Below are 14,011 nucleotides of genomic sequence, written 5' to 3'. Positions count from 1 at the left end.
CGCCGCCTCCCGTGCCGCTCGACCCCGCGGCGCTGTCCGCACGCATCGTCCCGACCATCGTCACGCTCACCGCCACCACGGGCCCACTGACCACCGCTGGCACCGGCATCGTCCTGAGTCCCGACGGCCTGATCCTCACCAACCACCACGTCGTCGACGGCGCCCGCGACGTCGACGCCGTCGCGATGGCCACCGGCGCCGAATACGACACCGAGGTCCTCGGCTACGACCGGTTCCGCGATGTCGCCGTCCTCCGACTCGTCGGCGCCGACGGACTCCCCGTAGCGCCCCTCGGACAGTCCGCCGGCCTCCGGCTCCGCGACTCGGTCACCGCCATCGGCAACGCCGAAGGCGGCGGGGTGCCCCTGTCCGCACCCGGATTCATCACCGGTACAGACGAATCCGTCGTCGCGCGCAACTCCACCGACGGCACCCGCAACCGGCTCACCGGCATGATCGAAGTCGACGCCGACATCCGCCCCGGCGATTCCGGCGGCCCACTCGTGGACGCCTTCGGGCAGGTCGTCGGCATCAACACCGCAGGCAACACCGGCATGCGGCCCGACCCGACCCAGGCGACCACCGGAGTCGCCGTACCGATCGAGTCCTATGCGCTGCCCATCGACGACGCCGTCGCCATCGCCGACCAGATCCGCAGCGGACGCGGCACCGCGACCGTCCACGTCGGACCGACCGCGCTGCTGGGGGTTGCGGTCACCGACGTCGGCCAATCACAGGACGGCGCCAAGGTTGTCGCGGTCGGTGTCGCGAGCCCCGCCGACCAGGCCGGCATCGTCCGCGGCGACATCATCGTCAGCTGGGACGGACGTCCGATCCGCTCGCAGACCGACCTCACCGTCGAGATGAACACGCGCAAACCCGGCGACCGCGTCGACATCGGCTGGCTCGACCAGACCGGGCAGAGGAGGACGGAGACCCTCGTCCTCGCCGAGGGAACGCCCTAGTCTCACAGCTGTTTCCGTCGGCGAACCAGTCGATCCCCGGTCCGAATTGCCCGGCGGGAGTGCGACGCACGGTCCCGGCGTCAGCGGATCTTGAAGATCACCGCACGCTGGACGATGAAGTTGATGACCGTCGCCGTGCCCTGCGCGATGCAGAACGCGAGCGGCACGCGCCACCATGCGTCATCGGGGAACTGCTGGTTGAGAATCGTGCTGATTCCGACCTGAACCGCGAAGGTCACGCCGTACAACAGAACGACGGCAACGAAACGGGCTCGGCTCGGCTCGGCAGAGAAGGTCCAACGGCGATTGAGGAGGTAGGCCGTCGTGGTACCCGCGACGAAGCTGATGGACTTGGCCACGACGAACGGCAACCCGAGCTTCAACATGACGACGAGCAGTCCGAAATCCACGATCGCGGACAGCCCGCCCGTCACCGCGAACCGCAGGATCTGCGTCTTCAGGTCCACGCCGGGCTCGCCGGACTCGTCCCTCAGCGGGAGGTCGACGGCCGTCGGCACATGCGGTTCGTGGTTCTCGGGCACCCGTCGAGGTTAGGCGACGACCCCGGCGCGCTGTCGCCGAGCATGCGGTTTCCGCCACGAAACGCGGGCAGCGGCGACGGTGGGGGCGCAGCCGGCGGAATAAGGGGGGACGCGTCACAGGTGACGCGCGGGTAACCTCTCAGTCGATGTCAACGACAGCCGACGAGGCCCCCGCTGTCCCCGCGACACCCCGGCCTCTGACCACCCAGACCCGAACCCTCACCGGTTGGGGGCGCACCGCGCCCACCACCGCCGAGGTGCTCTCCACTCCCGACGTCGAGGTGATCGCATCCGCGGTCGCCCAGGTCGCCGAGAAGAACGAGGGCAAGCCTTCGCACCTGCGCCGCGGCGTCATCGCTCGCGGCCTCGGCCGTTCCTACGGCGACCCGGCCCAGAACGCGGGCGGCCTGGTCATCGACATGAATGCCCTGAACAAGATCCACCGGATCGATCGCGACACCGGTCTCGTCGAGGTCGACGGCGGTGTGAACCTGGATCAGCTGATGCGGGCGGCGCTGCCGTTCGGGCTGTGGGTTCCCGTCCTGCCCGGCACGCGGCAGGTCACCATCGGCGGCGCCATCGGCTCCGACATCCACGGCAAGAACCATCACAGCGCGGGCAGCTTCGGCAACCACGTCGTGTCCCTGGATCTGCTCACGGCCGACGGCAAGGTCCGCACGCTGACCCCGAAGGGCAGCCGTCAGGACCCGAAGGCCGCGCTGTTCTGGGCGACGGTCGGCGGCATGGGCCTGACCGGCATCATCCTCAAGGCCACGATCCAGATGACGCCGACCGAGACGGCGTACTTCATCGCGGACAGCGTGCGCACCGAGAGCCTCGACGAGACCATCGCCGTGCACAGCGACGGCTCCGAGGACAACTACGACTACTCGTCGGCGTGGTTCGACGCGATCTCCGCGCCGCCGAAGCTGGGCCGCGCCGCCGTGTCCCGCGGATCGCTCGCCAAGCTGGACCAGCTGCCCGCGAAGCTACAGAAGGATCCGCTGCGGTTCGACGCGAAGCCGCTGATCACGTTCCCGGACATCTTCCCGAACGGCCTCGCGAACAAGGTCGACTTCTCGATCGTCGGCGAGCTGTACTACCGGAAGACGAAGAACGCCACCGGCCAGGTGCAGTCCTTGACGGCGTTCTACCACCCGCTCGATCTGTTCGGCGAGTGGAACCGCGCCTACGGCTCGAAGGGCTTCCTGCAGTACCAGTTCGTGGTTCCGCCGGAGGCCGTCGACGAGTTCAAGAAGATCATCGTCGACATCCAGAAGTCGGGGCACTACTCGTTCCTCAACGTGTTCAAGCTGTTCGGCGAGGGCAACCAGGCGCCACTGAGCTTCCCGATGCGCGGCTGGAACATCTGCGTCGACTTCCCGATCAAGGCAGGCCTCAACGAGTTCGTCACCGAACTCGACAAGCGCGTCCTCGAATTCGGTGGCCGGCTGTACACCGCGAAGGATTCCCGGACCAACGCCGAGACCTTCCACGCCATGTACCCGCGCATCGACGAGTGGCTCGCCACCCGCCGAAAGTACGACCCCACAGGCGTTTTCGCCTCCGACATGTCACGACGACTGGAACTGAGCTGATGATCAACGCCGTGGGTAACCCCCAGACCCTGCTGCTGCTCGGCGGCACCTCCGAGATCGGCCTCGCCATCTGCGAGGAGTACCTCCGCAAGGCGCCGATGCGCGTCGTCCTGGCCGCACTGCCCGGCGACCCGCTTCGCGACGACGCCGTCGCGCAGATGAAGGCCGCAGGCGCCACCGACGTCACCCTCCTCGACTTCGACGCACTCGACACCGAGTCGCACCCGAAGGTCATCGACGACGCGTGGCAGAAGGGTGACGTCGACGTCGCGATCGTCGCGTTCGCGCTCGACGGCGACGCCGAGGAGCTGTGGCAGAACCAGCGCAAGGCCGTCCTGGTCGCGAACGTCAACTACACCGCGTCGGTGTCCGTCGGGGTGCTCGTCGGCGAGAAGATGAAGGCGCAGGGCTTCGGCCGCATCATCGCGATGTCGTCGGTCGCGGGTGAGCGCGTCAAGCGTGCCAACTTCGTCTACGGCTCCACGAAGGCGGGCCTCGACGGCTTCTACCTGGGCCTCGGCGAGGCACTCGCCCCGTTCGGCCCTAAGGTCACCGTCGTGCGGCCCGGCATGGTCCGCACCCAGTTCAGCGCACACGTCAAGGAAGCTCCGCTGACGGTCAACAAGGACATCGTCGCGAAGATGGCGGTGTCCGCATCGGACGCGGGCAAGGAGATCGTCTGGACGCCCGGCCCGTGGCGCTTCGTGATGATGGGCCTGCGGCACGTCCCCCGCGCGATCTTCCGCAAGCTGCCGATCTAGGCACCTGCGCCGATGGTGCGCCTTCTGCTACCAGAAAGGTGCACGGGCGCGCAGCGCCTAGACTCCGAATTCGTGACGACGACCGCCAGCACCAGCCCGCCCGACCTCGTTCAGCCCGCACGCCGGGCGATCGGGGCGATCGGCGAGATGGTGCTGGCGGCGGTCGTTGCGGCCGTTGTCGCCGCCGTCGGACTGGTCGCGTTCTCCATCGTCGACTGGCCCGCGTTCAACTCCTCCAACGTCACCCGCGCACTGACCACCGTCGGGCAGGTCGTTGCCCTCGCACTCCTCGGACTGTCGATCTGGCTGCTCCGCACCCGCCGCGCACCGCGCACCGCGAAACTGGCGTCCTGGGTGGGGATCTCCGGATTCGTCACTGTCACCCTCGGCATGCCGCTCGCCGCGACGAAGCTGTACCTGCACGGCATCTCCGTCGACCAGGAATTCCGCACCGAGTTCCTCACCCGCATGACGGACACCGTCCGCCTCGACGACATGACGTACGCGGACCTGCCGTCGTTCTATCCGGCGGGCTGGTTCTGGATCGGTGGACGCGTCGCCAACCTGCTCGGCCTCGACGGCTGGGAGACGTTCAAGCCGTACGCGATCGCGTCGATCGCCGTCGCAGCCGTCATCGCACTCGTGTTGTGGTCCAAGCTCGTTCGCTCCGACCTCGCCGTCCTCGCCGCCGCCGCGACAACCGCACTCACCGTCGCCTACGCCAGCCCCGAGGCGTACAGCGCGGTTCTCGTCGTGCTGCTGCCGCCGGTGCTGATCCTCGCGTGGGGTGCGCTGTACCGCCCCGCGGGTGCCGGAGGGTGGGGCGCCGCGGTCGGGACCGGGCTGTTCCTCGGGCTCGCCGCGACCTTCTACACCCTCTACCTCGGGTACGCGGCGTTCGCGGTGACGCTGATGGCCCTGATCGCCGCCGGGATAGCGGCACGAGCGCACGGGCTGCGCGCCGTCCGCGACCCCCTGCTCAAGCTCGTGACGATCGCCGTCATCGCCGGCCTGCTCGCGCTCGTCGTGTGGGCACCGTTCCTGCTGGCGCTGCGCACCCATTCGCTCGCCGGGTCCGGCACCGCCACCCACTACCTCCCGGAGTCGGGTGCGACGCTGCCGCTTCCGATGTTCGACGCGTCCCTCGTCGGACTGCTCTGCCTGCTCGGCACGGTCTGGCTGGTCGCGCGAGTGACGTCGTCGCGGCGGGCCCAGGCCCTCGGCATCGGTGTCGTCGCCGTCTACCTGTGGTCGCTGCTGTCGATGGCGTTCACCGCACTCGGAACCACACTGCTCTCGTTCCGCCTCGAACCGGTGCTGCTGGTACTGCTCGGCGCGGCGGGCGTTTTCGGGTTCGTCGAGTTCGCCCGCTGGCTGATCCTCGCGACCAGCGACAACCCGCGGATCAGGATCGGGGCGGTCGTCATCGGCGCGCTCGGCGCGGTCTCGTTCGCGCAGTCCATCCCGCATCACCTGGCGCCGGAGATCACCACCGCGTACACGGACACCGACGGTGACGGTGTGCGCGCCGACCAGCGTCCGCCGGGCGCCGCTTCGTACTACGGGCAGGTCGACGAGACGATTCTCGCGCAGCGTCCGGGTCCGCGGTCGGACACGATCGTCCTCACCGCCGACACCAGCTTCCTGTCCTACTACCCGTACTTCGGGTTCCAGGGCTTGACGTCGCACTACGCGAATCCGCTGGCGCAGTTCGACGAGCGTGCCGCCGCGATCGCCCGGTGGGCCGAATCGGAGACGCCCGACGACCTGGTCGCCGCGATGGACGAATCACCTTGGCGGGCACCGGATGTGTTCGTCTTCCGGTCCAGCGACGACAGCTACACGCTGCGGCTCGCCGAGGACGTGTACCCCAATGACCCGAACGTGCGGCGGTACACCGTCGAATTCGACAAGTCGCTCTTCGACGATCCGCGGTTCACGACGTCGGAGGTCGGGCCGTTCACGGTGGTGACACGCAACTAGCGCCGGTTCAGCTGGGCAGCAGCATCCACAACGCCAGGTAGACGAGTGCGGCGGTGCCGCCGGTGACGAAGGCAGCGATCACCGCGCCTGCGCGGACGAGGTTGGCATCGACGTCGAAGTACTCGGCGACGCCGCCGCACACACCGCCGAGCATGCGCTGCGTCGCGGAACGGGCGAGGGGCTTGGGGGTGTTCGCTTCGAATGTCATGGCCTCAGCCTGCCGTTCGGGAGGGTGCCCGCACATCCGGCGACACCCTGATCCTGACCCTGATCTTTCACCCCGATAAGGGAACCCCCTGCCCGGTCGGACCGGGCGAGGGGTTCCCTCACGCTGCGGGCGGGTGGGGTCAGCGGCGGACGAGCGGCATGATCCGACGGACCTCGGCGTCGCGGAGGAACAGGCCACCCCAGACGAAGATGCCGACGTAGACCGGGGACAGGATCGTGCTGACGAGCGGCTGTTCGGTGAGCATGTTGCACGCGACGGCTCCGCCGAGGTAGCCGGTGAGCAGGACCGCGCCGAGGATCGACGTCACCGGGATCAGGTACAACGCGAGGCAGACGAGCATCACGATGCCCATGACGTACGGCGCGTAGTCCGGGAAGCCGTACTCCGCCATCGAATCCCGCACCGGCTGAATGTTCGCGAGGTGGATCGCCGCGTCGAACAGCAGGAACGCCACCACCAGTGTGGTGACGACGATGCCGGCGATGCGGGCCTTCGGCGTCACCGCCGGGTCGGCGGTACGGATGGACGCGACGATCGGGGTGGCGGTCATGGCCTGCTCCTTCGGTTCCGATGCCCCGCACGGGATGCGCGGAGTCGTCGTAGGAACAGACCGGGGAGGGTCCGGGAATTCATCGGTCACCACACAGAAATGTGGGATTCCTCCCGGATGCCGGGAGGAATCCCACAGAGTGTGTCAGCGGCCGAGAAACGCGAGCAGCCGCTCCCCCGGCTCGGGGGACGACGACACCCGGGGCGCCGCGAACCGACCTTCCCGGTCGTCGTCAGGAACGAACACCTCTGCGTAGAAGAGCAATTCCTTCGCCAGCGCCGACGGCACCGGCGTCGGCGCGCCCAGCGACCACGACACGTCCCAGCCGTGCACCGCGACCTCGAGCGCGCCTGCCGCGGCGGCGTAGTCGGACGGCAGCGCGGCACCGCCCACGCGAACGACACCGCGGTCGGTGCGCGACCACGACCTCAGCATTCGAGCACCCCTGCCCCGCACTGCCGCAACGGGATCGGTCGCGACGGGCTCCGCGGCCGGGCGCAGGACCACCGCACGGTCCAGCGCGACCTCGTCGAGGACCACCAGCGACTCGTGCATGTGCGCCAACAGCTCCTGCAGATTCCAGTCTGTACAGGGCGTCGGGCCGGTCAGGTCGTCGACGGCGACCCGACTCAGCACCGCGTCCGTGTACCGCATCGCCGCACCGAGCAATGCGACCGGGTCCGCGAGCGGCGGGACGACCCGGCCCGCCGTCATGACGGAAATACCTCCGGCAGAGAGAACTTCGCGAACAGGGACAGGTCGAAGAAGACGGTGACGTGACCGATCCCGGACGGGCCGAGGGAGACGACCTGCAACTGGAATGCCCGATGAACACCGTCCTCGCCGCGCATGTACAGGCCGAACGCGGGTTGCCCGTTGGACACCGTCGGCAGCAGCCGCATGTCTCCTGAAGCGTTTGCGGGACAGTTGGTCTCGATAAGCGTGCGGATTGCGTCCGGGCCCTGGTACCACCCCTCGAACGGCGGCATCTCCCACACCGCGTCCCGGGTGAACAGTTCGGTCAGCGCGGCCATGTCGTAGTTCTCGAACGCGGACTGGAAGCGCTCGAGCAGGGCGCGCTGCTCCGGATCGACCGGCTCGAGGACGGCGTCCTCGCGGGGCGCGGCCTCGGCGAGCTGCGCCCGCGCCCGCTGCAGTGCGCTGTTGACCGCAGCGGTACTGGTGTCGAGCATCGCGGCGACGTCGGCGGCGGGCCACGCCAGAACTTCCCGGAGGATCAGCACGGCTCGCTGCTTCGGCGGCAGGAACTGCAGCGCCGCGATGAGCGCGAGCCGCAGGCTCTCCCGGGACGTCGCGACGGTCGCCGGGTCGGATGCGTCGACGCCGAGCATCTCGTCGGGAATCGGTTCGAGCCACGGCACCTCCTCGCGGGTGACGAGGTCGTCCGCGGGATCGGAGCTCGGCGCCCCCAAACCGGTGGGCAGGGGACGGCGGCCCCGGTTCTCCAGCGCGGTCAGGCACGTCGTCGTCGCGATGCGGTACAGCCACGTGCGCAGCGAGGAACGGCCCTCGAACTTGTCGTAGGCGCGCCACGCCTTCAGGTACGTCTCCTGCACGAGGTCCTCGGCCTCGTGCACCGACCCCGACATCCGATAGCAGTGCGCGAGGAGCTCGCGTCGGTACTGCTCGGCCTGCGGAGTGAACTCGTCGCGTACAGCGCTGTGTGTCATGTCACCCACCCTTCCGTCAACTGCGGTCGGAGTACAGACCCGTCCCGGGACGGAAACTCATCGGACTCGGCGCGTCTCCGACGAGGTGTCAGGCTGCCGTCAGGACGACCGGTCCGTCCTCGGTGATCGCGACGGTGTGCTCGCTGTGCGCGGCGCGGGCACCGGAGAGGGTGCGCAGGGTCCAGCCGTCGGGGTCGTGGCGGTAGTCGTCGTCCCCCGCATCGGGGCGATGCCCCCGGCTGCCGTGGATCAGCATGGGCTCGATGGCCAGGACGAGGCCGGGGCGCAGGCGCATTCCTCGTCCGGGGCGCGATTCGTTGGGAACGTCCGGGTCTTCGTGCATGGCCCGCCCGATTCCGTGGCCCCCGTGGTCGGCGAGAAGCCCGTGACCGCGCGAACGCGCGAACGACCCGATGGCGGAACCGATGTCGCCGAGGCGGCCACCCGGACGTGCCGCGGCGATTCCCCTGGCCAGCGCCTCGTCGGTGTCCGCGACGAGCCGCAGATCCCGTGGGTTCGCCGTGCCGACGACGAAGCTGATCGCCGAGTCACCGCACCAGCCGTCGAGGTACGCACCGCAGTCGATGCTGACGAGGTCGCCGTCACCGAGCGGGTCGCCCGACGGGATGCCGTGGACGACGGCGTCGTTGACGCTGACACACAGGACGCCCGGGAACGGCGTGGGCGCCCACTCGGGCCGGTAACCCAGGAATGCGGGACGCGCGCCCGCGTCGGCGATGACGGCCGCGGCCACCGCGTCGAGTTCTCGGGGCGTCACTCCCACCGCGGCTGCGTCGCGTGCGGCAGCCAGTGCTGCCGCGACGACGCGTCCCGCTTCCCGCATCGCCTCGATCTCGCCGACCGTCTTCAACTCGACCACCACTGACCTCCCGGAACCAATAACAATACCGGTATTACTATAGGCACATGGTGCGTGAACCGCTGACAGCGAACGAGATCGAACGAGGCCGACGCCTCGGTGGACTCCTCCGGAGCGCCCGCGGCGACCGCAGCATGGTCGACGTCGCCGCCGAAGCAGGCATCTCCGTCGAAACGCTGCGCAAGATCGAAACCGGACGCATCGCAACGCCGGCCTTCTTCACCGTGGGAGCCATCGCCGCCGCACTCGGCCTGTCGCTCGACACGGTCGCCGCCGCCCTCACGACACGAGTCGACCGCGACGTCGCGTCCTGAGGACGAGCCTGCTCAGCGGCCGTTCGGGAACAGCGTCTGCTCGGCGGTGAACGCGGCGTCGCGATCGTCGACGAACTCGCCCTCGCAGCGCCCTGCGAGAGCCGCCGACACCTGACCCCAGACATGCAGATTCACCGGTTCGAGGGCGTGGTCGGTTCCGCCGTCGACCGCGGTCGGGGTCGGCGTCATCCGGCACTGTCCGCCGTCGAGTCGGCCGTCCGCCCATTCCCGCGCGCTGCGGATTCCGTAGTAGGCGGTGTCGCCGGGGGTGTCGTCGCCGGAGTTGAGTGCCGTCATGAAGTCGGTACCGGGGCACACCTCCGCGCCGACGGGTTGGCCGCACGCTCCCGGCGAGCCGTACTGCGCGGTGCCGAACGCGACGTAGGTGTCGACCTTGTCGGAACCACCCAGATTCTTGAGGTAGTGGCGGGTGCTGGTGCCGCCGATGCTGTGCGAGACCAATGCGACCTCGGCGTCCGGGTGTGCCGCGAGTGCGGCGTCGACGGCCGCCCCGACGGCACGAGCATCGGCGTCCATGTCGAATCCCGGCAGATCGAGGGCCGTCGCCCGGTATCCCTGCAGATTCAGCGCTGCCACGAGCGGCTGGTAGGGCGCTGCGCCGAGATACTGCCCGGGGACGACGAACACGATGCGCTCGTGGACCTCGGGCGGGGCGGCGGAGGCGGTTGCGGAGGCGGCCAGGGCGAGTCCGGCACCGAAGGCAGCGGCGAAAAGGCGTCCGACGGTCATGCCGGGCACGATAAGGCAAGGCTGCACCGATGTGTTGTGCCAGCTCAGGACACATGACGGAGACGTGTCGAATCGTGGCGCAACACCGCGCGGTTCGTACCGCGTATCTTGCTGCGCGTGTCGCACCAGTTGAACGTTCATGCAAACCGCCGAGCCGTCCTTCGCGGCGTCGCGCTCGGGCTCGGCGCCATCGGACTCGGGACCCTCGGCCTGCCGGGCACCGCGGCCGCCGCACCCCTGCGCGGTAAGACCGCCGTCGTGGTCGGGAGCGGATTCGGCGGCGCCGTCGCCGCGCTCCGGCTCGGGCAGGCCGGCATCAGCACCACGGTCCTCGAACGCGGCCGCCGCTGGCCCATCGACCCCGCGGGCACCACCTTCAGCACCATCAACCAGCCCGACGGCCGATCGGCCTGGTTCTCCGACCGCCCCAACATCAACCAGCTGACCCGGATGATCCCCATCCAGCGCTACCCCGGCATCGTCGACCGAGTCCACGGCAACGGCATCGACGCCCTCTACGGCGCGGGCGTCGGCGGCGGCTCCCTCGCGTTCGGCGCCTTCACACCGCAGCCGCGACGCCGCGACTTCGAGCAGGTGTTCCCCAGCGCGATCGACTACTCCGAACTCGACCGCGTCTACTACCCGCGCGCCAAGGCGATGCTCGGCACGTCGCCGCTGCCGGACGACCTCCTCGCCCACCCCTTCTACAAGGGCGCACGGGCCTGGCTCGACGACATCCGCGACTTCGGCGGCGAGGCCGTCCGGCACGACTTCTGCGTCGACTGGGACGTCGTCCGCGACGAACTCTCCGGCCTCAAGCCCGCGTCGTACTCGATCGGCGAGGGACCGTACGGATCCAACTCCGGCGCCAAGAACAGCGTCGACCACAACTACCTGCCCGCCGCCGAGGCGACCGGCAACGTCACCGTCTCGGCGATGCACGAGGTCACCGAGATCCGCGAGATTCCCGGGCAGGAGAAGTTCGAGATCGCGGTCAGGGTCATCGACGAGTCCGGCGCCGCCGTCTCGCACAAGACCCTCGTCGCGGACTACGTGTTCATGGCCGCCGGATCCTTCTACACCTCCGCGCTGCTGGCGACGGCGAAGGCGAAGGGCACCCTGACGCGCCTGAACGAGCACGTCGGCAAGGGATTCGGCAACAACGGCGACTTCCTGATGGCCCGGACCGCGCTGCGTCGCGACTACGGCTCCGCCCAGGGCGGACCCGGCGTCGCCGTCATGTACGACGACGAGAACCCCGACGGGCCCATCTCGATCTCGTGGGAGGCGTCGCCGTTCCCGGCGATCGCCGGGGGCATCACCTCGGCCAACCTCATCCAGGTGATGAGCGACGAGCGTGGATCGATCGACTACAACCCCGCGACCGGTCGCGCCGAGCTGAACTACCCGCACACCGAGGCGAGCAGCGACGTCGACGCCCGCGCGAAGCGGTTCGCCGGTCGCTTCCACGAACGCGCCGACGTCCGGCACGGGTCGCCCGTCTCCGGCATCCCCGTCCACACGCGTCTCGCCGACTTCGGATCGGGCTGCACCTGGCACGGACTCGGCGGCATGGTGATGGGCCGGGCCTGCGACCACGACGGGAAGGTCGACGGCTACTCCAACCTGTTCGTCGTCGACGGAGCACTGCTCCCCGGGTCGTCGGCGCTGGTCAACCCCGCCCTGACGATCACCGCGATCGCCGAACGCTGCCTCGACCGCTTCGTCGCGAACCAGACCTGACGGGACGCTCGCCGAGCAGCCCCACGGGATCGGTCGGTACCGTGGCCCGATGCCGACGCGCGTCGGGTGACGGGACCGACCCGTGGGAGGGGTGGATGGCAGCAGTGGACACCACGGCGGTCGAGACCGGCGCCGAGGTCGCGGCACCGGCAACCGGGACCACACGCACCCGGCGCCGGATCCGCATCCGGCGTTCCGACGCGATCGCCGCGTTCGGGTTCACCGTCCTCGCCGTCTACGTCATGGGCAACCAGTGGCGGCTGCCCGCGTCGGGCTACCTGACGGGCAGCGGCCAGGACCAGCGGATGTGGGAGTGGTTCTTCGCGCTCGCCGCCCACTCGATCACCAACCTCGACAACCCCCTCGGCACCCTGCTGCAGAACTATCCACAGGGTGTGAACCTGATGGCGAACACCTCGATGTTCGGGGTGTCCGTTCCGCTCGCGCCGGTGACGTTGCTGTTCGGCCCGACCGTCACCTGGACGCTCGTGCTCACGTTCGGGCTCGCCTCCACCGCGTACGCCTGGTACTGGTTCCTCGGCCGGTACGCGGTGCAGTCGCAGGCGGCGGCCGCGCTCGGCGGCCTGTTCTGCGGGTTCGCACCCGCCCTCATCTCCCATGCCAACGGCCACCCCAATTTCGTGGTGCTGCCGCTGCTGCCGCTGATCCTCGCGTCCGTCATCCGGCTCTCCCGCGGCGCGGGCACCCGGACCGCCGTCGTGCTGGGACTGCTGGTGGCGATGCAGATCGCCCTCGGCGAGGAACCCCTGCTCATCACGGCCGTGACGTTCGCGGTCTTCGTCCTCGCCTACTTCGCATTCCGCCCGCGCGAAGCGGTCGCCGCCGTCCGCAACGCGCTGCGCCCCCTCCTGCTCGCCGCCGCGATCGCACTGCTGCTCACCGCGGGACCGCTGTGGTGGCAGTTCTTCGGACCGCAGTCCTACCGGTTCATCGACCACGGCCCGATGGGCAACGACCTCAAGGCGTTGCTGCAGTTCCCGCGCCAGTCCATCGGCGGTCGCGTCACGCCCGGGCAGGACGTCGCGATCAACGGCACCGAGGAGAACTCCTATTTCGGGTGGCCGCTGCTCGTCGTGACGATGGCGTCCGCGATCTGGCTGCGCCGCGTCGCCCTGGCCCGCGCCGCGGCCATCACGGTCGTCGTCATGTGCGTCGTGTCCCTCGGCGCCGAACTGACGATCGGCCGTTCGCGGACGGGCATCGACATGCCGTGGTCGTGGCTGGAGAAGCTGCCGCTGTTCGAATCGGTCCTCGAAACCCGATTCGCGATTGGCGCGGTCCCCGCGATCGCGCTGCTGCTCGCCCTGACCGCCGACCGCGCGATCCGAGAGAAGGTCACCCGGATCCCGTGGGCGGTCGCGTTCGCCCTCGCGCTCGTCCCCCTCGTGCCGCTGCCCCTGACCGCAGTGCAGCGCACCCCCGCACCGGACTTCTTCGCCGACGGATCCTGGCGCACCTACGTCGACGACGGATCCGTCGTGGTGGTTCCCTTGCCTCGTCCCGAAGACGCCCGCGCGCTGACCTGGCAGGTCGAAGCGGAGTTCGGGTTCCCGCTCGCAGGCGGCTACTTCGTGGGACCGGTCGGGCCGGAGAAGAAGGCCAAGTACGGCCCCGCGGATCGCCCCACCGCCCAACTGCTCGGCGCCGTCCAGAAATCCGGGACCGCTCCCGCCGTGACCGAGCAGATGCGCGCCCAGGCTCGCGCCGACCTCGTCTACTGGAAGGCGGACGTCGTGGTGCTGCCGAGCGATACCGAGCAGCGGGCGTTGCGCCGCACCGTCCAATCACTTCTGTCCATCGAGCCGCAACGCGTCGACGACGTCTGGGTGTGGGACGTCCGGGCCCTGGTGCCGTAGGCACGTGCCGCCCCCGGTGCCGTAGGCACGTGCCGCCCCCGGTGCCGTAGGCACGTGCCGCCCCCGGCGCCGTAGGCACGTGCCGCCCCCGGCGCCGTAGGCACGTGCCGCCCCCGGCGCCGTAGGCA

At 69.5% G+C, this 14,011-nt stretch carries 14 protein-coding genes; 7 read left to right on the top strand and 7 right to left on the bottom strand.

Annotated features, from left to right (window positions below):
- The coding region (locus FFS72_RS26075; protein WP_137876660.1) for a S1C family serine protease at positions 1 to 965 on the top strand (965 nt) is incomplete at its 5' end.
- Between the two features lie 80 nt (positions 966 to 1,045).
- Here FFS72_RS26075 and FFS72_RS26070 read toward each other — a convergent pair.
- Positions 1,046 to 1,507 carry a GtrA family protein gene (locus FFS72_RS26070; protein WP_283235452.1) on the bottom strand — a complete coding sequence of 154 codons (462 nt, stop codon included), beginning with the start codon at positions 1,505 to 1,507 and terminating at the stop codon, positions 1,046 to 1,048.
- 146 nt (positions 1,508 to 1,653) lie between these two features.
- Between FFS72_RS26070 and dprE1 the strand changes: the two genes are divergently transcribed.
- From dprE1 to FFS72_RS26055, 3 genes are all read left to right on the top strand, one after another.
- A complete protein-coding gene (gene dprE1, locus FFS72_RS26065) occupies positions 1,654 to 3,105 on the top strand; it encodes a decaprenylphosphoryl-beta-D-ribose oxidase (RefSeq protein ID WP_137876659.1) in 1,452 nt (483 codons plus the stop codon).
- Complete coding sequence (gene dprE2, locus FFS72_RS26060; protein ID WP_050067312.1) at positions 3,105 to 3,866, top strand: decaprenylphospho-beta-D-erythro-pentofuranosid-2-ulose 2-reductase; 762 nt, start codon at positions 3,105 to 3,107, stop codon at positions 3,864 to 3,866. Before dprE1 ends, dprE2 begins: the two co-directional genes overlap by 1 nt.
- Positions 3,867 to 4,013: 147 nt before the next feature.
- Positions 4,014 to 5,849, top strand: a complete 1,836-nt coding sequence (locus tag FFS72_RS26055; protein ID WP_137876662.1) for a galactan 5-O-arabinofuranosyltransferase — start codon at positions 4,014 to 4,016, stop codon at positions 5,847 to 5,849.
- Positions 5,850 to 5,856: 7 nt separating this feature from the next.
- Here FFS72_RS26055 and FFS72_RS26050 read toward each other — a convergent pair whose 3' ends face one another.
- The 5 genes from FFS72_RS26050 to map form a co-directional block, all read right to left on the bottom strand.
- Positions 5,857 to 6,057, bottom strand: coding sequence for a PspC domain-containing protein (locus tag FFS72_RS26050; RefSeq protein ID WP_050067306.1), 201 nt, complete (start codon positions 6,055 to 6,057; stop codon positions 5,857 to 5,859).
- A 139-nt stretch (positions 6,058 to 6,196) separates the two neighbouring features.
- Positions 6,197 to 6,628, bottom strand: coding sequence for a DoxX family protein (locus FFS72_RS26045; RefSeq protein WP_137876658.1), 432 nt, complete (start codon positions 6,626 to 6,628; stop codon positions 6,197 to 6,199).
- 144 nt (positions 6,629 to 6,772) lie between these two features.
- A complete protein-coding gene (locus tag FFS72_RS26040) occupies positions 6,773 to 7,342 on the bottom strand; it encodes a TIGR03086 family metal-binding protein (RefSeq protein ID WP_137876657.1) in 570 nt (189 codons plus the stop codon).
- Positions 7,339 to 8,319: a sigma-70 family RNA polymerase sigma factor gene (locus FFS72_RS26035; RefSeq protein WP_137876656.1), complete on the bottom strand. Its 981-nt coding sequence runs from the start codon at positions 8,317 to 8,319 to the stop codon at positions 7,339 to 7,341. The genes FFS72_RS26040 and FFS72_RS26035 overlap by 4 nt, the downstream gene beginning before the upstream one ends.
- An 88-nt stretch (positions 8,320 to 8,407) precedes the next feature.
- The gene (gene map, locus FFS72_RS26030; protein ID WP_137876655.1) at positions 8,408 to 9,199 is read right to left on the bottom strand and encodes a type I methionyl aminopeptidase; all 792 of its coding nucleotides are present in this window, start codon (positions 9,197 to 9,199) and stop codon (positions 8,408 to 8,410) included.
- A gap of 47 nt (positions 9,200 to 9,246) precedes the next feature.
- Between map and FFS72_RS26025 the strand changes: the two genes are divergently transcribed.
- On the top strand, positions 9,247 to 9,513 hold the full coding sequence (locus FFS72_RS26025) for a helix-turn-helix domain-containing protein (RefSeq protein WP_137876654.1): 267 nt from the start codon (positions 9,247 to 9,249) through the stop codon (positions 9,511 to 9,513).
- A gap of 12 nt (positions 9,514 to 9,525) precedes the next feature.
- On the opposite strand, the gene FFS72_RS26020 is transcribed toward FFS72_RS26025, so the two are convergent.
- Complete coding sequence (locus FFS72_RS26020; RefSeq protein ID WP_137876653.1) at positions 9,526 to 10,263, bottom strand: esterase/lipase family protein; 738 nt, start codon at positions 10,261 to 10,263, stop codon at positions 9,526 to 9,528.
- 117 nt (positions 10,264 to 10,380) lie between these two features.
- On the opposite strand from FFS72_RS26020, the gene FFS72_RS26015 reads away from it, so the two are divergent.
- Together FFS72_RS26015 and FFS72_RS26010 are read left to right on the top strand one after the other, a co-directional pair.
- Positions 10,381 to 12,006 (top strand): GMC oxidoreductase, encoded by a 1,626-nt coding sequence (locus FFS72_RS26015; protein WP_249353541.1) that lies wholly within the window; start codon positions 10,381 to 10,383, stop codon positions 12,004 to 12,006.
- 95 nt (positions 12,007 to 12,101) lie between these two features.
- Positions 12,102 to 13,883 (top strand): glycosyl transferase, encoded by a 1,782-nt coding sequence (locus FFS72_RS26010; protein ID WP_137876652.1) that lies wholly within the window; start codon positions 12,102 to 12,104, stop codon positions 13,881 to 13,883.
- Positions 13,884 to 14,011: the final 128 nt, after the last annotated feature.

Origin of the sequence: Rhodococcus sp. Q (genome assembly GCF_005503035.1) — a bacterium.
Classification (GTDB): domain Bacteria; phylum Actinomycetota; class Actinomycetes; order Mycobacteriales; family Mycobacteriaceae; genus Rhodococcus_G.
This window is presented reverse-complemented; position numbering and strand designations above follow the sequence as displayed.